This is a genomic window from Tahibacter aquaticus (assembly GCF_004363655.1).
GTDB lineage: Bacteria > Pseudomonadota > Gammaproteobacteria > Xanthomonadales > Rhodanobacteraceae > Tahibacter > Tahibacter aquaticus.
Genome location: NZ_SNZH01000001.1, coordinates 2217 through 22814 on the forward strand (window position 1 = coordinate 2217; position 20598 = coordinate 22814).

Genomic DNA, 20598 nt, shown 5'->3' on the forward strand with positions numbered 1-20598 from the left:
CCGACAGCCAGGCCGGCCGGGATGCTGCAGCTCAGGCTTTGACCGGTCAGCGTGCAGCCGGCCGGTGCGGTGCCCGGGGTCAGGCTGGCCGGGATGGTGTCGCTAACGCTCGCTACGGCCGTGGTCGCCGCGCTGCCCGTGTTGGTCACCGTCAGCGTATAGCTGGCCGGCACGCCGACCACGAAGTTGGCCGCACTCGCGGTCTTCACGATCGTCAGCTGCGGCGCATCGACCGGTACGTTGACCGTGCTGGAGCAGTTGGTGCCGCCCGGACAGGTCGGATCGCCGCCACCGCTGACCGTTGCGGTGTTCACCACCGTCGTGCCGCTGGCCGCCGCCGTCGCGGTGACCGGAAGGATGAAGCTGGCGCTGGCACCGACAGCCAGGCCGGCCGGGATGCTGCAGCTCAGGCTTTGACCGGTCAGCGTGCAGCCGGCCGGTGCGGTGCCCGGGGTCAGGCTGGCCGGGATGGTGTCGCTAACGCTCGCTACGGCCGTGGTCGCCGCGCTGCCCGTGTTGGTCACCGTCAGCGTATAGCTGGCCGGCACGCCGACCACGAAGTTGGCCGCACTCGCGGTCTTCACGATCGTCAGCTGCGGCGCATCGACCGGTACGTTGACCGTGCTGGAGCAGTTCGTGCCGCCCGGACAGGTCGGATCGCCACCACCGCTGACCGTGGCCGTGTTCACCACCGTCGTGCCGCTGGCCGCCGCCGTCGCGGTGACCGGAAGGATGAAGCTGGCGCTGGCACCGACAGCCAGGCCGGCCGGGATGCTGCAGCTCAGGCTTTGACCGGTCAGCGTGCAGCCGGCCGGTGCGGTGCCCAGGGTCAGGCTGGCCGGGATGGTGTCGCTGACCGTAGCAGCCGCCGTCGTTGCAGCCGACCCCGTGTTGGTCACCGTCAGCGTATAGCTGGCCGGTACGCCGACGACGAAGTTGGCCGCACTCGCGGTCTTCACGATCGTCAGCTGCGGGGCATCGACCGGCACCGTCACGCTGCTGGTGCAGCGGGCCGGCGGGGTGGGTGCACCCGTGGCGCAGCTCGGGTCGCCACCGTCGCGGACGCTGGCGTTGTTGGTCACCGACAGGCCGCTGAGGGCCGCCGTCGGCGTGACCGGGATGGTGAAGCTGACCGGCGTGCCCGTGGCCAGGCCGGCCGCGATCGTGCAGCTCACGACCTGGCCCGTCACCGTGCAGCCCGCCGGGACGGCGCCGATGCTCAGGCCGGCCGGCAGCGTGTCGCTGACCGTGGCGATCGCCGTCGTTGCTGCCGTCCCGGTATTGGTCACGGTCAGCGTATAGCTGGCTGCCACGCCGACCACGAAGGTCGCCGGAGTGGCCGACTTCACGATCTGCAATTGCGGGGCCTGCACCGTGTCCGTCGTCGTGCCGGTGCAGTGCAGTTCCGCCGGACAGGTCGGATCGCCACCGTCGTGTGCCGTCGCCGTATTCGTCACGCTCTGCCCGATCAGGGCCGGTGTCGGCGTGACCGGAATCGCGAAGCTCAGGCTGGTGCCGGTGGAGAGACCCGCCGGGATGTTGCAGGTCACCAGCTGGCCCGCCACCGTGCAGCCCGCCGGCAGGATGCCGAGGGTCAGGCCGGTCGGGATTGTGTCGGTGATCGTGCCGGCCAGGGTATCGGCCTGGCCGTTATTGGTCACCGTGATCAGGTAGCTGCTCTGCACGCCGACCACGAAGTTGCCCTGCAGCACCTTGGTCACGTCCAGGCGCGGTGCATTGACCGGCGTCGTCGTCGTGCTGGTGCAGTGCGTGGTGTCGGCCGGGCAGCTGGCATCGCCGCCACCGCTGGCCGTTGCCGTGTTCACCGCCGGCGAGGCCGTGCCGACGCCGATCGTGACCGGCACGCTGATCACCGGGGCGTTGGAACCAGGCAGCAAGACGGTGCTCGTTGTGCAGTTCACTTGCGTCGTCGTGCTGGCCGAGCAATCCCAGCCCGTGCCCGAGGGCGTGGCCGTGGTCGTGATACCGGCCGGCAGTGGATCGCTGATCGTGATCGTACCCACCGTGCTCGACGTGCCGGTATTGCCGACCTGCAGCGAGTAGGTCGCCGGCTGGCCGACGGCGAAGGCGCCGGGCGTGGCCGTCTTGGTCAGGGTCAGCTGCGGCGCGCCACCGTCGGTATTGGTCGTCGTGTCCGTCACGCTGCAGGGCGGCGTGGTGCAGATCGCACCCGCCGGTGGGCTCGCCGTGGCCGTGTTGACGATGGCGCCGGTCGCACTCAGTTGCGCCGTGCCGGTCACCGCAATCGTCAGGCTCTCGCCCACGCCCAGGGACACTGCCGTCAGGCCGATCGCATTGGTCGTGCCGCTGGCCCCCGTGCCGGCCGCCGCTGTATCGCAATCGGCCGTGGTGCCGCTGGCCGTACAGGTCCAGCTGGCGACCAGGACGCTGGCCGGCACGGTGTCGCTGACGCTGATGCCGCTGGCCGGGCTGCTTCCGGTATTGGTCACCACGATGCTGTAGTTCAGCGCCTGGCCCGGGACATACGTGCCCGACGGCGTGGCCGTCTTGGCGATCGTCAGGTTGACGATCTGGTCCACCGGCACGTCGACCGTGCTGGAGCAATGCGTCGTATCGGCCGGACAGGTCGGGTCGCCGCCGCCGGAGACGGTGGCCGTGTTGCTGACCGTCGTGCCGCTGGCCGCGGCCGTCGGCGTGACCGGGATGACGAAGCTCGCGCTGGCACCGACCGCCAGACCCGCTGCGATCGTGCAGCTGACGTTCTGGCCCGTGATCGTGCAGCCCGCCGGTGCCGCGCCGGGCGCGAGGCTGGCCGGGATCGTGTCGCTGATGGTGGCGGCTGCCGTCGTGGCTGCCGAACCGGTATTGGTCACCTGCAGCGTATAGCTGGCCGGTACGCCGACCACGAAGCTCGCCGCGCTCGCGGTCTTGGTCATCGTCAGCCGTGGTGCATTGACCGGCACGTCGACCGTGCTGGAGCAATGCGTCGTATCGGCCGGACAGGTCGGATCGCCGCCGCCCGATACGGTCGCCGTGTTGCTGACCGTCGTGCCGCTGGCCGAAGCGGTTGGCGTGACCGGAATCGTGAAGCTCGTGCTGGCACTGACCGCCAGACCCGCTGCGATCGTGCAGCTGACGTTCTGGCCCGTGATCGTGCAGCCCGCCGGTGCCGCGCCGGGGGTCAGGCTGGCCGGGATCGTGTCGCTGATGGTGGCGGCTGCCGTCGTGGCTGCCGAACCGGTATTGGTTACCTGCAGCGTATAGCTGGCCGGTATGCCGACCACGAAGCTCGCTGCGCTCGCGGTCTTGGTCATCGTCAGCCGTGGTGCATTGACCGGCACGTCGACCGTGCTGGAGCAATGCGTCGTATCGGCCGGACAGGTCGGATCGCCGCCGCCCGATACCGTCGCCGTGTTGCTGACCGTCGTGCCGCTGGTGGCCGCGCTCGGCGTGACCGGGATGATGAAGCTGGTGCTCGCACCCACGCCCAGCCCGGCCGCCACGCTGCAGCTCACCGTCTGGCCGCTGGCTGTACAGCCGGCGGGCAAGGTGCCCAGGGTCAGGCCGGCCGGAACCGTGTCGCTGACCGTCGCCACCGCCGTTGTCGCCGCCGTGCCGGTGTTGCTCACCTGCAGCGTATAGCTGGCCGGTACGCCGACCACGAAGTTGCTGCCGCTCGCGCTCTTGCTCACGCTCAGTTGCGGCGCATCGACCGGGGTGTTGGTCGTGCTGGTGCAGTTCGTGCCGCCCGGGCAGGTCGGATCGCCGCCACCGGAGACGGTGGCCGTATTGCTCACCGTCGTGCCGCTGGCCGCCGCGGTCGGCGTCACCGGTATCACGAAGCTCACCGGTGTGCCCACCGCCAGGCCGGCGGGAATCGTGCAGCTGACGTTCTGGCCCGTCGCCGTGCAGCCCGCGGGCAAGCTGCCTATCGTCAGTGTGCCCGGTATTGCGTCGCCGACCGTCGCCGGGGCGGTGGTGGCTGCACTGCCGGTATTGGTCACCTGCAGCGTATAGCTGGCCGGCACGCCGACCACGAAGTTCGCGCCACTGGCGCTCTTGACGATCGTCAATTGCGGCGCGTTCACCGGTGTCGTCGTCGTACTGGTGCAGTGCGACGCCGCCGGGCAGGCCGGATCGCCGCCGCCGGAGACGGTGGCCGTGTTGCTCACCGTCGTGCCGCTGGCCGCCGCGGTCGGCGTCACCGGTATCACGAAGCTCACCGGCGTGCCGGTGGCAAAGCCCGCCGCGATCGTGCAGGTCACCACCTGGCCCGCCGCGCTGCAGTCGGCCGGCAAGGGCGTGCCGATCGTCAGCGTGCCGGGAATCGTGTCGCTGACCGTCGCGGCCACCGTGGTCGCCGCCGTGCCGGTGTTGGTCACCTGCAGCGTATAGCTGGCCGGTACGCCAACCACGAAGTTGCTGCCGCTCGCCGTCTTCTGGATCGTCAGCTGCGGCGCATTCACCGGCGTGTTCGTGGTGCTGCTGCACGGCGCGCCGCCCGGGCAGGTCGGATCGCCACCGCCGGAGACCGTCGCCGTATTCGTCAGCGTCTGGCCGCTGGCCGCACCCGTCGGCGTCACCGCAATCACGAAGCTCACCGGCGTGCCGGTGGCAAAGCCCGTCGCAATCGTGCAGGTCACCACCTGGCCTGCCGCGCTGCAGCCCGCCGGCAGCGTGCCGATGATCAGGTCCGCCGGAATCGTGTCGCTGACCGTCGCCGTTGCCGTGGTCGCCGCGGTGCCGGTATTGGTCACCTGCAGCGTATAGCTGGCCGGTACGCCGACCACGAAGTTCGCTGCGCTCGCGCTCTTGACGATCGTCAGCTGCGGCGCATTGATCGCTGTCGTCGTCGTACCCGTGCAGTTCGCCGGCAGGCTGCTGCCGCCGGTCGGACAGCTCGGATCGCCGCCGCCCGTCGCCGTGGCGTTGTTCGTCACCGACAGGCCGTTCAGGGCCGGCGTCGCCGTCACCGGAATGACAAAGCTCACCGGCGTGCCCGTCGCCAGGCCCGCCGCGATCGTGCAGGTCACCACCTGGCCCACGGCACTGCAGCCCGCCGGCAGCGTGCCGAGGGTCAGGCCGCCCGGTATCGGGTCGCTGACCGTCGTCGCCGCCGTCGTGGCGGCCGTGCCGATATTGGTCACCTGCAGCGTATACGTCGCCGGCACGCCGACTACGAAGGTCGTCGGCGACGCCGTCTTGACCAGTTGCAGCTGCGGGGCGTCGACCGTGTTCGTCGTCGTGCCCGTGCAGTGCGCCGCCGCCGGACAGCTCGGATCGCCGCCGTCGTGCGCCGTCGCGCTGTTGCTCAGGCTCTGACCGCTGGTGCTGGCCTGGGGCGTGACCGGAATCGTGAAGCTGATGCCCGTGCCGGCGGAAATCCCCGCCGGGATAGTGCAGGTCAGGTTCTGGCCCACGGCCGTGCAGCCCGCTGGCAGCGTGCCCAGGGTCAGGCCCGCGGGAATCGTGTCGGTGATCGTGCCGGCCAGGGTATCGGCCTGGCCGGTGTTGGTCACCGTGATCAGGTAGTTGCTCGGCACGCCGACCACGAAGTTGCCCTGCAGCACCTTGCTCACGTCCAGGCGCGGCGCGTTGATCGCCGTCGTCGTCGTGCTCTGGCAGTGCGCCGCCACCGGGCAGCTGGCGTCGCCGCCGCCGCTGGTCGTCGCCGTGTTCACCGCCGGCGTGGCCGTGCCTATACCGATCGTCACCGGCACCGTGATCGGCGGCGCATTGGAACCCGGCAGCAGTACCTGCGCCGTCGTGCAGCTCACCGTCGTCGACGTGCTCGCCGAGCAGTCCCAGCCTGTGCCCGAGGGCAGCGCCGTGGTCGTGATGCCCAACGGCAGCGGATCGCTGATCGTGATCGCGCCGGCCGTGCTGGTCGTGCCGGTATTGCCGACCTGCAAGGTATACGTCGCGGCCTGGCCGACGGCGAACGACGCCGGGCTGGCGCTCTTGGTCAGGGTCAGCTGCGGCGTGCCGCCGTTGGTGTTGGTCGTCGTGCTCGACACGCCACACGGCGGTGTCGTGCAGGTCGCACCCGCCGGCGGGGTCGCCGTCGCCGTGTTCACGATCGCACCGGTCGCGCCCAGCTGCGCCGCGCCGGTCACCGCAATCGTCAGGCTCTCGCCCACGCCCAGGCGCACGTTCGGCAGACTGATCGCGTTGGTCGTACCGGCCGCACCCGTGCCCGCCGCCACCGTGTCGCAATCGGCCGTGCCGCCGCTGGCCGTGCACGCCCAGCTCGCCACCGTCACGCTCGCCGGCACCGTGTCGCTCACCGCGATGCTGCTCGCCGCACCCGGGCCGTTGTTCGTCACCACGATGCTGTAGTTCAGCGGCTGCCCCGGCAGGTAGCTGCCCGTGGGGGTTGCCGTCTTGGTGACGGTCAGGTTTACCTGGCGACGCGTATTGGTAATCGTGCAGACGATGCTGGTGCCTGCAGTGCCGGCTCCGAGTGTCAGCTGGTTGCCACTCAGCGTACCGCCGGTGCAGCTCCAGCTACTGGCGTCGTACAGGCCGGAATTGCCGGCACCGAGCGTTTCATTCAGCGTCACGACGTTGCCGACCTGCATGCGTACCGAAGTGCCGGTGTCGGTTTCATTCGTTGCATTGACGACAGAGGCCAGGGTCGGGCTGCCGGTGCCGCCGGTTGCCGTCAACGACGCCGTATCGGTCAGCACAGCGTTCGACCAGGTCTTCGCCAGGGCCAGCTGCGGTTGCGGCAGGTCCGTATCGGTCGCCGAATTGTTGGCCGGCGTCGGGTCGCTCACGGTGATCGGCGCCGTTACCGTAACGGTATTGGCGAAGTTGCCTACCTGGCCCGCGGGAATTGTCAGTTGCAGGGTGTAGGCGACGCTGGCACCGACAGGAAGGTCGACCAGCTGGTTATTGATCGCGTTTCCGCCGACAGCCGCACCGCTCGCCGCGCCGCACTGGCCGCCGTTGGTCGGACTGCCGCAGGTCCAGCTCACCGATCCCGCCGCAACGCCGGCCGGCAGCGGATCGTTGACGACAGCGCCCTGGGCACCGAACGGACCGTTGTTACTGACGACGATGGTGTAGGAGACCACTTGTCCCGGTGTGTATACCGTCTGATTGTTGGTTTTCGTTACGGCCAGGTCGGCACCAAGGACCAGATTGGAAGAAACGCACTTTGCCCCGTCGTTGCCGCTGCTCGGGGGGGCTGCGGAAAGCAGCGTCGGTATGCCGGTGGTCGTATTGAACTGGTAGAAGCCGCCGGGCGCGTCATTGATAACACCGAACACGCCGTTGGTTGCACCGATCATCGCACCGAAGCCCGCTGTGCTACCGGGCACCGGGTGCGGTGTTCCTATCAGCGTGACGTCGCCGTTGGCCGGATTGATGGCATAGAGCTGGCCGAACTGGGCCGTAGGACTGCTAGTCGTTGTGCCATGGCCGTAGAGAAGCCCGTTGGTCCAGGAGATATCGCTTACCGCGAAGCCGAATGGCGTAGCCGGCGTGGCGGCCAGATGCAGGTTGATCGCCGTTGCGGTCAGTGCGGTGACATTGATCCGGTAGATGACACTGGTCGCATTACCCGGCTTGACGTAGAAGAAACCGTCGGAGCCGACATCGCCCGAGTTGACGCCGGAAGCAGGCAACCCCGCGATGACGCCCAGGTTCTGGACCTGTCCATTGCTGCCGACGCGCACCAAGCCGCCCGGCGCCGAAGACTCCACTGCGTAGATGTAGCCATCCGCCGCGCGGTAGCCGATGGCGTTGTAAAGCGCCCCTACCGCCGTACCCAATGGGTTGTAGGTAAACGGGTTGGTGGTCGTGCCAACCTCGAAAAGCGTGGTCGGCGGACCGCCGGAAAACTGCGACAGGTAAGGCGTATCCGTGCAGACGCCCGGCGCAGCAAAAGTCGGCAGCGTGCTTATCGCATTGGTGATGGTGCACGTGATGTCGTCAGCGCCCGTCGGCACCACCGTGATCGGGCTGGCCGGGTTGTAAGTGCTGCCGGCCGCCGGTAATACCGTGGTCGAACCCGCATTGGCATTGGTGCAGTTGATGGTGCCGGTATAGGCGCCGAGCGTATTGGCGCTGCCGGCAGCCATGGCTTCGGACAAGGTATAGGTCGCGCCGCTGTCTGCAGCGAGGAAACTCGCAGTACCCGCGCCGACCGTGTTGCCGGTACCCGTCGTCGTTGTGGTCTGCGTAGTAGCCGTGCCGTTGCTCGGGCCCGCGATCGTCAGCGTGAACTGGTCGGCCGGCGCTATGCGGCCACCAGCCGACAGTAGCTTGGACAGGCGGATTGACGGACGGGAATTGGTGAAACTGCAGGTGAAGTCGGTGCCGCCCGTTACGCTAGCGGCAGGGATTGTATAGGTCGTCCCGCTGCGGCTTCCGACCGTGCCGGTACCGTCGCTGCAACTGGCTGTCGCTAGCCCATAGCCCGCCGGCAACGCCGCTTCGTTGATCGTAATCGCCGAGCCTGCAGCGGAAACGCCATAGGGCTGCACGCCCGCGGCTGCGTTGCCGTCGACCTGCACGGGCGTGCCGGCGACCGTCGTCGTTGCTGTGCCCGTGGTCTGCGCCGTATTGGCCAGGGTGAAGGTGAACGGACCACCGACGCCGCCGAGCGTTGTCTTGCTCAGCGTCAGGCAACCTGGATCGACCGCGACACTGGCGCTGTTGTTGGCCGTGCCGCCTGGAACCGGCGTAGTGAAGCCGGCCTGCGCGGCTGTGCCCTCGGCAACCTGACTCGCCACGACGGCGATGGTCGACGTATTGGTCGTGGCTGCGCACCGCGCTGGCGCCACGGTGCCGGTGATGGTGTAGGTCAATGTGCCGCCCGCAGCGCCGTTACCGGCAAACAGGGTCACAGTGGGAACGGCGATGGCGCCGGTTCCGCTCGCGGCAGGACAGATCGGCGCTGGCGTACCGCCTGCGGCACAGGTCCAGTTGAACGCGGTAAACCCGGCCGGCAAGGCATCGGCCAGCGTGGCGTTCACGTCGTGGATGGTCAGGTTGGCACCCACCGTCGGCCGCGCCGTGTTGTTCTGGTAGGTGACGGTGAATGTCGTCGTGCCGCCGGGAGCCGGATTGGCGTTCGATACCGTCTTCGTCGTGAGGACGTCGACGTCGTTGTCCAGAATAGTAAATGTGGTATCCGGCGTTCCCCCGGCATCGCATACGCTGGTCGAGTTGATGAGATAGCCCGGCGCAGGCTGAATCTGCAGTTGCACTGTCTCGTTGTTCTCGATCACGCTGTCGTCGACGACGCTGATCAGGCCCGTCATTGAAATGGTCGTCGGCGTATCGTAAGTGCCGGCCGGAATTGTGAACGTCGTCGTGGTGAAGTCCGCCGTTGCGGTAGCCGTACCGCCTAAGACTGCCACGGTTACCGGGATGCCGCCCGTGGGGACGTTGCCGACAACGATCAGCTGCGGCTGCGTTATGGGCTGGCCTTCGCGGCTGGAATAGCTGGCCGCGGCGAACTCGATGACCGGCGGCAGAGTGACATTGACCTCGTCGAACAAGTTGCCCGATGCAGGACCGCTGGCCGCACTGATGCTTTCGAAGCCGAAGTTGTGCGTACCGCTGGTGCCGTTCCAGACAAAGGTGCCGGTATAGCGCCGCCAGCCGCTGGGGCCGACGCTCGAACTGCAGGTAGGTGTAAGTACTGAGCCGTCGTTAGCGCCGACGATCGGCCCGTTGGTCGCTGCCATCGTGGTGTTGCCGCACTGAACGACGCCGCCGACCGCGGTGCTGGTGGTGCTGGCGCGCAGCACGCTGTTGGCCGCCGAGTCGATATTGAACTCAGCGATATCCGGAATGGTAGGGTTCTCACGTCCGCGATGCCCCAATGTGAAGGAAGCGGTCTCGCCATTGAGCAGGCAAAGGCTCTGCGAAAGACGCGAAGGCACATACGCGTTCAGTTCGGCCAGCTGCGTGCCTCCCAATGCCGGGACACCGTTGGGAGCATTGGTCCACAGTTCCATTAGACCGCCCGAATTCACGCCCGGTGTCGCAGCGGTGATACCGGGTGGGCAGTAAAACGCCGACATCGTGGCCGAGGCGGGTGGATGCGACGTGTTCCAGCCAGGGAACGCGTCCGAACCGATAATTGCTGCACAGACCGATGTCGGTCCGGCGTTAGGGATCTCGAAGCTCGCGTCGAGGAAGTTGCGCTGGATCTGTGCCTGTGCGGCAGGAATGGACAAGGCGGATGCCAAGACCAACAGCGCTGCACTTACCCAACGCCAGGCGACGCACCTATGCACCCTGGTTGGCAACGCCACGCGTTCGCTTACGGTCCGGATAGCCATTGTCACCCTCGATAAGTTGCAGAAACTTCCCGCGTTCCGAATGCATCAGCACGGCGGCTTTGCGCCGCGTACGGACCAAATTCAGTCACGCCACCGCTGCGCCCGGCAGGGCTTCGCGCCAAAAAGCGGCACACCCTCGCGCACCATGACCTGAAAATTCAAATTCCCAGGCACGGATAAATTGCTTACGCGCCCTTTCCCGATCTCGCGACCCGCACCGAAACGCCATCAATAGAATTGACCACGGCAAAACTTCATTATTTTTCCGAGTTTGCCAATTCTGAAAAACCATTGACAAGCCGAACACAGGCTCCTGGCGTAGGGAAAACCCGCCATAAGAACGGATATTTTCGGCATTCGTCACTCTAATTCTAGGCTGGGATCTCGTTTCTGAGATACGGAATATCCCCCAGGGCGTACCAGTATTTACATCCTGTCACGTATCTCTGGCACGCCTATATCGGCGAAAAGACGCAGCACCTCAGGCACGCAGAGTAGCAGTCGAAATTCTAAATTCGCTTGCGTACTGAATCGAAATTTCAATTCGCATGCGTATGTTTTATTTCGCTGCGGCGCGGTCGTTGCAGCGGTCGCAACTCTGCCAACGAATGCACATAGGGATGTATTGCCAAAAGAGACTGACAGACGGCGACTTGGCCAATCGCATGCGACGACGCCTGTGTCGTGCAGGGAAACGTTTCCGGTAGTCCGCCCTGGCAGGAAGGCTCGCAGCGGCGTGTGCGTGAACGCCCAGACCCTGGCCTGCGTTTTGCGCTGCCGCCTGCTGGTGCGGCAAATCTGTCCGCCTTGCCCAGGGCGGGACAGGAACTCGACGGGCAGCGCCTGCTCGGTCGTCGGACCGGCACAGCATCCGACCGGCAACCGCGACGCGCGCCTCCGGCGGCCAGGCGGACGTGATCCGCGCCTCAGGTCATCCGGATGATTCGCAGCAAACCACTGGACCCTGCGCGTTCGCCCGCCACTTGCTTCGCGCCCGGACCAGGCGCGACCCGTGCGCCTCTCCCACATTCGTGCAGGCCAACCCGATCCAGCGCCAGCCCCGTGCGCTGCAGTCGGCCGGGCGCTGCGCTGCCCGGTTGCCTCGCCCTCCGCATCGATTGGCCCTGACGCCACCAGCTGACTGCGGCAGGAACCCACGCAGGCGCGCACCCGCCGCGGCGGTGGGGCGGGCCGCTTTCAACCGCCTCATGGGCAAGCGCAATGGCATCGGCGCCATGGCAAGTTCTGCCACCGCTGCCGCTAGCGCGGCCTCACCGGGAACACCGTCGTCCGATCCGATTGTTGTGCAAAAAACATCGCCAAACCGATGGAATGTGTCGAAACAATGCGCGACGCATGGCAAACGCATGACCGACGAATGCGGCCGGAGCGGCGGCCTGACCACACTGGACGGGTTCGATCACCGTCCGGAGTAGTCATGAAAGCGCCGCATTCCGCTCTGTTGTTGTCTGCCCTCGCCTGTACCGCCGCGGCTGCGCCGCCGGCCCCGACCTCGTTCATCGCCTCCCGCGGCGGCAACCTGGGCGACCCGGTCAGCGCCGAGAACTATGTCTATCTGCCGACCGGCTCCACGCTGACGGCCTGGAATCGCCTGAGCGATGGCGCAGTCCAGCTGGTCGGCGACACGCGCAGCACGCCGGCCGACGGCTGGCTGACGGGTCTGGTACGCCAGGGCGACTATCTCTATGCCAGCTATCGCGGCTATTCCGCCGAGGCGGCCGGCGTGGCGGTGTACTCCATCGCCGACCGCGCCCATCCGCAATTGCTGGGTCTGTACGACAACTACAGCAACGCGGCGATCCGCATGCCCGAGAGCATTGCCATCGCCAACGGCTATCTGTATCTGCTGGACAGCGAGCAAGGCATTTTCGCCAGCCCGCTGGCCAGCCCCGCCCTTCCCGCGTTCAGCCGCGTGAGCACCGACTGGGGCAGTTACGACCACGCCACTGTCCAGGGCAACCGCCTCTACACCGTAGGACGCACCTTCCTGTCCGGCACCGCGCTGAACATCTACGACCTGACCACGCCGCTGGCGCCGCAGCTGCTCGGCGCAACCACGCTGGACGGCTACGACAATTTCCGCCTCAAGGTACGTGCGCCGTATGCGTATGGCTTCGGCCTGGCAATGAACATCACCGACATCGGCGACCCGGCCAATATCCTGCCGCGCGGACGCATCGACACACCGGTCGCCTACGAAGGCCTGCTGCTGGGCGATCATGCCTGGGGTGTGGGGCTGGATGGACTGGACGTGTGGAACGTGGCCAATCCGGACCAGCCGGCCCAAGCCGGCCATTTCACCATTGGTACTTTCGCTACCGATGCCACCGCTGTACTCGGCGAGGATGCCTTGCTCGCGACACGCGCCGACCGTTTCGTGCGCTTGGACGCCACCCTGCCGACGACACCGACTCAGCGCAGCGAAAGCCAGCTGCCCGCCGGCACGGCGGCCTACGACCTGTCCGTGCGTGGCGATACCGCCCTGGTACTGGGCAATGCGTATGGCCTGAACATCGCAAAGGCCGGCGACCTCGCTCCGCTGGGCCGCTACGAAACCAGCCTGGAGCCCTCGCTGCAGGGCCGCGCCTTCGAACAGTTGGCCCTGGACGGCAATCGCGCCTACCTCACCAGCTGGGGCAGCGGCCTGGTCATCGCCGATATCGCCAACCCGCGCCAGCCGCAGGAACTGGGCTTCTGGCCCTACGGTTTCGCCACTGCGGTCGTCGCACGCGGCAACTTCGCCTATGTCGGCCGCTCCACCAACGGCGGCGAGCTGGTCGTGGTCGATGTCAGCAATCCGGCCCAGCCGCAGCCCCGCGGCAGCCTGGCCAGCAGCAAGATCCTGCGCCTGGCCCTGCACGGCAATCATGTGTTCATCGCCGACGAAGCCGTCGACGGCCCGGGCAGTCTTATTCTTGTGGATATTTCCAATCCGGATGCGCCGGTGGAAACCTCGCGCTATACCGGCTGCAACTCGGTCAGCGACGTGGCCGTCGACCCCAGCGGCCGCCGCGCCCTGATCGCCTGCGGCGAGTTTGCCCACCTGGTGGATGTGAGCAACCGCGCCCAGCCCGTGCTGCTGGGCATCTACACCGACGGCGGCCGCACCGTGGCCCTGCGCGGCGACCGGGCATTTATCGGCAGCGATTTCACGCTGGACGAAGTCGACCTGGCCAATCCGGCCCAGCCGCAACGCCTGCAACGCTGGAACCTGGCTGCGCCGGCCATGCGCGTCCAGGCCGCCGCCGACGGCCGCGTCTATGCGATGACCGGACTGGCCGGCGTCTACGTATTTGAACCCGACCGCATTTTTGCCGATACACAGCAATAGACGGAACGATTTGTCACACAGGCTGCGACGTTCTGCAGCCTGTTGGCGTCGGCGTTCAGGCGTGCCGGTTCCTCCCCATCCCCCCGGTAAGGCACGCCCGCAACCCCACACCGCGCTGCACAGGCGCGGTGTGGGGCTGCACCCATCCTCGCAAGACCTCGCAATCGCCCGTTTGGGGGATGCGCGGATCGTGGCCGTCTCAGGCAAGTCGCATCTGTTTCGATGCACTCAGCCAGCAGTGGCGTCAGCAATGATGCGCTTTGCTTGAGACTCGCAATGAAGAAATATTTTTGTAGATTTTTATCCGGCATTACCAGCTGCGGCACCCGGCCAAGGCAGAAATATCTGGCGCTGGCGTCGAGCCTCGCATTCGCCGCCGCCGCCGCCGCGGAAGCACCAGGGCCAATGGTGTTCGACAGCCTCCAAGGCGGCACTGTGGGTACGCCGGCGGCGGCGGAAAGCTACTTCTACGTGCCGACCGGACGCACGATCACCGCCTGGTACAGCGACACGGCCGGGGCCATAACGCCAGGCGGCGACACGAGAACAGCGCCGGCAGCCGGCAGTATCGGTTCGCTGGTACGGCGCGGCGATTATCTCTATGCCGACTATGGCGCCGGCGTCGCCGTCTATTCCATCGCCAACCGCGCCCAGCCGCTATTGCTGGGGCAGTACGACGATTTCAGCGCCGAAACCTCGCGCCGCATCGCCCGGATGCTGCTGGCGGCCGATCATCTTTATCTGGTCGATCCGCGCTACGGTGTTTATGCAAGCCCGCTCGCGGATCCTGCCCACCCGAAATTCGTCAATGTGCTGGGCCCCGGCGCCGCGGCCTCGGACTATTCCCTGGAAGCACAGGGCAGCCGGCTTTACGCCGTCGGCAACAACGATCTTGGCGATACGCAGATGAGCATCTACGACCTCAGCGCACCGCTGGCGCCGCAACTGCTCGGCAGAAAGAATTTCGACTGCTGCAGCTTCGGTAGTACCCGCGTGCAGGGCAGCTACGGCTATGTGTTCGGCGACCCTTTCCGCGTGCTGGATCTGAGCAACCCGGCCAGCATCCAGGTACAGACCGAGCTGGCGCAGGCATTCGACGCTCGCCCGCTGATGCTGGACGGTTATGCCTGGAACGTCGGCGACAGCCGCATCGATGTGCTGGACCTGGCCAATCCGGCACAACCCTCCCTGCTCGGCAGCGTGCCGCTGGACCTGTACCAACTGCGCAGGGTCGAGCGCATCGGCCCGCACATCGTCGCTGCCACCCAAAGCAACCGCCTGCTGCGCCTGGAGCCGGCACAACCGGCCGCCCCGCAGATCAGCGGCACGGCCCTGCTGCCGGCCGCTGCCTCGGCCCAGGATCTGCTCGTGCGCGACGACCGCATTCTGCTGGGCGAACCCGGCGGCCTGGGCCTCGTGCGCACGGGCAGGCTCGATCGCCTTGGCTTCCAGCCGCTGCCGGCCGGCAGCAGCTATTACGTCGTCAATGCGATGGCAGCGGAAGGCAACCGCGCCTATCTGCTGAGCGCGAACGACGGCGTCAAGGTGATGGATATTGCCGATCCTGCCCAGGCTGTCGCGCTGGGCTTCCACGCAGGGCCGGCAAACAGCCTGGCCGTGCGCGGCAACGTGGTCTATCTCGGTCGCCGCAGCACCCTTCCCGCGACACAGGGCACACTGGATATCGTCGACATGAGCGATCCGTCCGCCCCGCAATTGCGCAGCAGCCTGCCCCTCCCCACCGCATCCAGCCTGGTCCTGCACGGCAATCTGCTGTTCGCCGGGGTCAGCGGCGGTGCCAGCTGGAATGGAGGACTTCGCATCGTGGACATTTCCAATCCCGCCGCGCCGGCCTTGCTCGGCAGCTACGAAAGCTGCAGTCGTGCGCATACCGTGGCGCTGGATCGCCACGCGCGCGTGGCGGCGCTGGCCTGCGACAACGGTGTGGAACTCGTCGACGTGCAGAATCCGGCCAGCCCGGCACTGCTGCAGCGCATCCCCACAGGGGGCGATACGCGGGCGCTGGTGCGCCGCGGCAACCGCATCTATTTCAGCAGCGGCAGCACGATCCAGGAGGCAGACCTGACCGATCCGCTCAATCCCGTCACGCTGCGGACACTGGCACAGTCCGGCGCGGACAGGCTGCGCATCGGCAGCGATGCACGCCTGTACGGTCTGGCCGACGGCATTGCCGTTTTCCAGCTCGACCAGCTGTTTGCCGACGGCCTGGAATGAGTCCGCCGTTTCCTCGTCAGCCAGCGGCTTCCATCGCGGTAATCCACGGCGCCTGGCGCGGGCCTACCCAGCCCATGGAGCCGACCGACAGCAATGCCGCTTCGGCGAACGCCTGCCGGTACCACTGCGGCGAACGGCGCTTGAAGCCTTCCAGGTCGCCGATCAGCTTGTCCTTGCTGGTATAGACCTCGATGTAGGCCAGCCCTTCCAGCTGGTCGACGATGCCGGGCAGGCCGCGCAGCAGTTCGCCGCGGCCCAGGTAGTGCATCACGTCGGCGCAGACGATCAGGTCGAAACGCTGGTCGAAGCGCAATTCGGCCAATTGTCCAAATGTGGCCAGGCGCAGGTTGCGCGAGCGTCCCCAGCGCGAAATGGCGTATTCGCTGGCATCAAGACCGAGGTAGTGCGCATCCGGACGCAGTGCGTGCAGCGGTGCATGCCAGGCGCCTTCGCCGCAGCCTACGTCGAGCACGTTGCGGATGGGCCGGCCCAGATAGTGCTCGGCCATGGCCACCGCCATGGCAACCTTGCGCGACAGCACGTCGCGGGAGATAACGCGATGGTTGTCGTCACGGTACCACTTGTCGAAATAGGCACGGTCGTAGAGCTTGGATTTGGCAGGCACGGGCAAGGTCTACTCCGGCGCGGCAAGAGTGCGTTGCATCTTGGCGGGCAACTTTTCCACAACGAGATCGTAGGAACGGCGCAGGAAAGCCTCCAGCGCTCCCCTGGCCAGCTGATCGGGATCGGTCAGGGTGACCCAGAACGCGCGGGCCATGTACGGCGCCGGCATGAAGCCGGGCTGTTCGGTCAGTTCGAGAAAACGGTCGGCGTCGACCTTGCAGGACACGCGGCCACGTTCGACGCCGAGCGTGCAATACACCGCGAACATCTTGCCGGCGACGCTGTAGACCCGGTCGACTTCCCATTTCATCGCCGTGGTTACGCCTGGCCAGTGCAGGCAGATGGCATCGAGTTGTTCTGCCTGCAGCGTGCTCATCAACCTTCCTCGCCGATACGGTAGCGCTTGTCCTGCACGCCGATGCGCGGCGGCTGGTGCGTGCGCTCGAACGCATCGTAACCGGGCTTAAGCTGGGACCAGAAGCCGAACCAGGGCGACGCCTTTTGCGCGGCCAGTGCCGCTTCGTCGAGACGGAACGGAAACGCATGTACCTCGAACGCCGCCTGGCCACCGCGCAGCGCCGCCTCGGCCAGGGTATAGATCTGCTCTATCGCCGCATCGCCCATGGCATAGCAGCCGATGGAGACGCAGTTGCCATGCACCATGAGGAAATTGCCCGTATAGCCCTGGGCACGCTCGTAGGCATTCGGATAGCCCAGGTTGAAACTCAGGTGATAGCTGCTGGCGGGATTGAGCTGGCCCAGGCCTACCCGGTAGAAGCCTTCCGGTGCCTGGTTGTCGCCTTCGCGGCGCTTGGGGCCGAGTTCGCCCGAGTAGCGGCAGACAGGATAGGTGCGGAACAGGCGGAACTTGCCGTCGCTGTGCCGCAGCCAGAGTTCCAGTTCGGCCTCGCGCTTGAAGATGCGCACGAACAGCGGCGCGCCGTAGTGCAGACCCTGCGCGGCGAGATCGCGCTGCAGGCCGGGTTTTACCCGCTCGGCGGCCTGTTGCGCCCGATTGCTGCTGATTGCCGCTGCGCTCATGACGACGTGGCCTTTGCTGCTCCAGGCCCAGGGCGCCGCGACGGCGGCCAGGGCGGCGACGATGAAAACAATCCAGCGCAGCATGGCAAAGGGTTCTGGCGGAATGACGCCGCAGTGTACTTGAGGCAGGACAGGCTTACGCCGCCTCGAACGCCTCGACCCGGTTGCGCCCGTTGCGCTTGGCGCGGTACAGCGCCGCATCGGCGCGGGCCAGCAGCAGGTCGAGTGCATCGGTGGCCGCGGGCACGGTGGCGGCAACGCCGATGCTGACCGTGACGCCGGCGCAGGCTTCGGCCACCAGCGCACACAGGCGGCGGCCCAGTTCCAGCGCCGCCGCTGGGTCGCACTGCGGCACGACCAGGGCAAACTCTTCGCCGCCGTAGCGTGCCACCACGGTGTTTTCCCGCACGCCGCGGCTCAAGGCCGCGGCCACGCTCTTGAGCACCTCGTCACCGGCCAGATGCCCGTGGCTATCGTTATAGGCCTTGAAGTGATCCACATCGATCAGCAGCACGGCCACTGGCCGGCCGGTCTGCACCGACGCCGACAGCGCGGCGGCCAGCAGGCTGTCGAAGCGGCGCCGGTTGGCCACCTGGGTAAGCCCGTCGCGTTCGGCCAGGTCGCGCAGTTGGGTATTCGCGGTTTCCAGCTCGGCCGTATGCGCGCGCACCAGCGCGTGCAAGCTGCGGTTGCGTGCATCCAGGCGGCGGATGCGCGCGCGCAAGGTATAGCTGGCGGCAAAGCCCAGCAGCGCCAGCAGCAGCAGGCCGGCCAGCGCCTGCACGCTGCCGCGCTGATACCAGCGCGGCGCGATATGCACGGCGAAGGCCGGCGCATCGAACAGCTGGCCGTCGGCCAGGCGCGCGCGCGCCTCGAAGCGATACTCGCCGGGTGGAATCTGCGCATAGCTGAATTCAGCGCGCGGGCTCCAGTCGGACCAGTTCGCATCCAGCCCTGCCACACGCACCTGGAACTGCGGCGGCAGCGTACGCGCCAGGTCGATCATGCCCAGGCGAAACAGCAGGCTGCCGGCGCCGTAATCCAGTTGCGCCGGCTGCTGCAACGGCAAGGACGCCGCAGCGCCTTGCCGCGGCTGCAGCCGTACCGCGGCCAGGCGCAGCGCCGGCAGGCTTTCCGTGGTACTCGCCGCGGCCGCGTCGTAGTGCAGCAGCCGGCCGGCGCTGCCGACGATCACGTCGCCGTCGGGCAGCGGATACAAGGTATCCACGGCGCCGCGCGACAGGTCGACTGCATCGACGCGCCGCCAGCGCCGCGCCGCATCGCGTTTGTATACAACGCGAAAACTCCAGGCCCAGGCCTCGCCATGGGCGCCGTCGCGCAGGCGCACAGCCTCTCCCGCCGGCAGCAGCGCCGCCAGGCCGTCGGCTTGCGCCGCGACGAAACGCTGGCCGTTCCAGCGGAAAAGACCGCTGCGAGCACTGGCATACAGCGCGCCCTCCAGGCGGCTGACGATGACTTCGTCGCTGGCGGCAACACCAAGCTGCCCGTCGAAACGCTGCAGTTGCGGCGGCTGCGCCGGATCGGCGGCGATGCGGGCGCGCAGCAGACCATGGTCTTCGCTGCCCAGCCACAGTTCGCCTGGCGCGGTCTCGACCAGGCTCATGACCCGCGCGCGCAGGTCGGTATGCCGTGCGGCCAGCTGCCAGCCGGAAGTCCCTTTTTGCAATAAGGCAAAACCTGACTCGGCACCGATCCAGACGCGGCCGGGATCGAATGGCGAACGCTCGATGCGGCGCGGGTACAGATCGTCCGGCCCTACTGCCGCGCCGCTGCCGTCCAGATGGCGCAGGCCGTAGGTGCCGGCAAGAATGCGCGTAGCACCGTCGACGAACAGGGCCCAGGCTTCGCCGCGACTGGAGCGCTGCAGGGAAAACGCGCCTCGTGCACCGCTTTCGTCCCAGGGCGCCACTGCCTCGCCTGCGGCCGACTGCACGCGCAGCTCGCCCTGAACCAGCTGCACATCGTGCACGGCGCCGTTGATGCCGTCTTCCTGGCTGTATTGCCGCCAGGCCACCGGCCAAGGCAGCCGCACCACGCCCGTGTCGTCGACGATCAGCACGGCGCCGTCGCGGTCGCGCTGCAGGCTGTTCTGGAAACCGTTGCCGGTACGCACCCGCAGCAGGCTGCCGTCGGCAATGTCCACAATGCGCAAAACTCCGTCGTCGCTGCCGAAGGCGGCATGGCGCGCGTCCAGCGCCTGGGCGTCGTGGAAGTGTGCCACTTCGTCGCCGGCCAGCACGGGGTGCAGCCTTCCGTCCTTCAGCAGCACCAGGCGCGGTGTCTGGTCGTGCACCAGCAGACCCTGCTCGCCCAGCGAAATCAGGTTGAACGCCGGCTGCTGGGCAAATTCTGCACCGCCGGGCAGCCGTTCGAAATGGTCGCCGACGCGGCGCTTGAGGCCTTCGCCACGCCAGTTCACGATCAGCTCGCCCGCATGCTCGGCAATGCCGCCGAAGCGGTCGGGTGCATGCCAGACCTGTACGCGGCGACCGTCCGCATCGACCTGGAAAAGCCAGCGCAGGGCGCGGAAATACATGCCGTCGTCGCGCTCCAGCACATCCCAGATGTCATCGAAGCCCTGTGCGCCGACCGGGTCGGCGAATGCGCCGGCGACGTCGACGAAACGCTCGCCGCCGTCGTCAGTGCGCTCGATCCAGCCGAAACTGTCGCTGGCGCCGTACCAGAGCCGGCCGCGCCTGTCGCGCCAGAGCGCACGCACGGCGCCGGGCCGCGGCAGCGCGAACGCTTCCCAGCGCACGCCGTCGAAGCGCAGCACCGCACCGATACCGCCGACATACAGCAGGCCGTCGGCGCTGCGCGCGACGGAGAAGTACTGCGGGAAAACATCCAGGTCGGGCCGGAAGCGCGTCATCGCCGGCGTTGCCGCGATGGCCGGCACGGCGCACAGCCACAGCACCGCCAAGACCAGCCAGCGCGTCAGGCGCAGTCCCATGTGCGACTCCCCTGTCCCGTGCCGCCGCAGCGGCGGCGCGCATGGACAGGGTATAGCGCAGAAGAGGTAGCGAACGCATCGTCGGGGCA

Annotated in this window: 9 protein-coding genes; 3 read left to right on the forward strand and 6 right to left on the reverse strand. The window is 67.2% G+C overall.

Going from position 1 to position 20598, the window contains the following annotated elements; genetic code table 11:
* Both DFR29_RS28890 and DFR29_RS00070 read right to left on the reverse strand, forming a co-directional pair.
* The coding region (locus DFR29_RS28890; protein ID WP_166653773.1) for a DUF6923 family protein at nucleotides 1-10178 on the reverse strand (10178 nt) is incomplete at its 3' end.
* Nucleotides 10179-10368: 190 nt separating this feature from the next.
* Nucleotides 10369-10647 (reverse strand): hypothetical protein, encoded by a 279-nt coding sequence (locus tag DFR29_RS00070; protein ID WP_133816516.1) that lies wholly within the window; start codon nucleotides 10645-10647, stop codon nucleotides 10369-10371.
* Between the two features lie 844 nt (nucleotides 10648-11491).
* Here DFR29_RS00070 and DFR29_RS28895 point away from each other — a divergent pair.
* From DFR29_RS28895 to DFR29_RS00080, 3 genes are all read left to right on the forward strand, one after another.
* A complete protein-coding gene (locus DFR29_RS28895) occupies nucleotides 11492-11719 on the forward strand; it encodes a hypothetical protein (protein ID WP_166653774.1) in 228 nt (75 codons plus the stop codon).
* 2 nt (nucleotides 11720-11721) lie between these two features.
* Complete coding sequence (locus DFR29_RS00075; RefSeq protein ID WP_166653775.1) at nucleotides 11722-13635, forward strand: LVIVD repeat-containing protein; 1914 nt, start codon at nucleotides 11722-11724, stop codon at nucleotides 13633-13635.
* 276 nt (nucleotides 13636-13911) lie between these two features.
* Nucleotides 13912-15870, forward strand: coding sequence for an LVIVD repeat-containing protein (locus tag DFR29_RS00080; RefSeq protein ID WP_166653776.1), 1959 nt, complete (start codon nucleotides 13912-13914; stop codon nucleotides 15868-15870).
* Between the two features lie 16 nt (nucleotides 15871-15886).
* On the opposite strand, the gene DFR29_RS00085 is transcribed toward DFR29_RS00080, so the two are convergent.
* Genes DFR29_RS00085 through DFR29_RS00100 form a run of 4 tightly spaced genes read right to left on the reverse strand, consistent with a single transcriptional unit; the run spans nucleotide 15887 to nucleotide 20509 of the window.
* On the reverse strand, nucleotides 15887-16495 hold the full coding sequence (locus DFR29_RS00085) for a class I SAM-dependent DNA methyltransferase (protein ID WP_243745934.1): 609 nt from the start codon (nucleotides 16493-16495) through the stop codon (nucleotides 15887-15889).
* A 9-nt stretch (nucleotides 16496-16504) separates the two neighbouring features.
* Nucleotides 16505-16870 carry an MmcQ/YjbR family DNA-binding protein gene (locus DFR29_RS00090; protein ID WP_133816519.1) on the reverse strand — a complete coding sequence of 122 codons (366 nt, stop codon included), beginning with the start codon at nucleotides 16868-16870 and terminating at the stop codon, nucleotides 16505-16507.
* Nucleotides 16870-17619 (reverse strand): L,D-transpeptidase family protein, encoded by a 750-nt coding sequence (locus tag DFR29_RS00095; protein ID WP_133816520.1) that lies wholly within the window; start codon nucleotides 17617-17619, stop codon nucleotides 16870-16872. Before DFR29_RS00095 ends, DFR29_RS00090 begins: the two co-directional genes overlap by 1 nt.
* 52 nt (nucleotides 17620-17671) lie before the next feature.
* Nucleotides 17672-20509 (reverse strand): ligand-binding sensor domain-containing diguanylate cyclase, encoded by a 2838-nt coding sequence (locus tag DFR29_RS00100; protein WP_133816521.1) that lies wholly within the window; start codon nucleotides 20507-20509, stop codon nucleotides 17672-17674.
* Nucleotides 20510-20598 lie beyond the last annotated feature (89 nt).

Bases quoted from the DNA above. Each gene is read 5' to 3' on its own strand.
- DFR29_RS28895 (WP_166653774.1), top strand. From the start codon at position 11,492: ATGGGCAAGCGCAATGGCATCGGCGCCATGGCAAGTTCTGCCACCGCT.
- DFR29_RS00075 (WP_166653775.1), top strand. From the start codon at position 11,722: ATGAAAGCGCCGCATTCCGCTCTGTTGTTGTCTGCCCTCGCCTGTACC.
- DFR29_RS00080 (WP_166653776.1), top strand. From the start codon at position 13,912: ATGAAGAAATATTTTTGTAGATTTTTATCCGGCATTACCAGCTGCGGC.
- DFR29_RS00090 (WP_133816519.1), bottom strand. From the start codon at position 16,870: ATGAGCACGCTGCAGGCAGAACAACTCGATGCCATCTGCCTGCACTGG.
- DFR29_RS00095 (WP_133816520.1), bottom strand. From the start codon at position 17,619: ATGCTGCGCTGGATTGTTTTCATCGTCGCCGCCCTGGCCGCCGTCGCG.
- DFR29_RS00100 (WP_133816521.1), bottom strand. From the start codon at position 20,509: ATGGGACTGCGCCTGACGCGCTGGCTGGTCTTGGCGGTGCTGTGGCTG.